This window comes from Pseudomonas sp. HY7a-MNA-CIBAN-0227, from assembly GCF_040310325.1.
Taxonomy (GTDB): domain Bacteria; phylum Pseudomonadota; class Gammaproteobacteria; order Pseudomonadales; family Pseudomonadaceae; genus Aquipseudomonas.
On sequence record NZ_JBEOPT010000198.1, the window covers coordinates 1 to 262 of the forward strand.

Consider the following 262-nt stretch of genomic DNA (forward strand, 5'->3'; position numbering starts at 1 on the left):
GTTAAAGGTCATTGGAGCGTCAATGACAATCATCAAATTAACACCTTATCTAGGGGGCAATTTAAGGCATCATCACTGGCTGAATTACAAAATGAAATTTCAGTTGAAGGTTCTGGTGGGGGCTATTTATCTAATGAAATTTCCTATCGCAGTATTTTACTTCGAGACCAATTTAACTTGAACTTACCCGTAGGACACATTCATACTCCACGTATTAAAGGCTACGACTCACAAGTAGAGTCAGACATCGTCGAGCAAATTC

At 38.9% G+C, this 262-nt stretch carries 1 protein-coding gene; it reads left to right on the plus strand.

The window, feature by feature from the left end:
* A partial coding sequence (locus AAEZ06_RS27555) for a PA0049 C-terminal domain-containing protein (protein WP_350617294.1) occupies positions 1 to 262 on the plus strand: 262 nt, incomplete at both ends.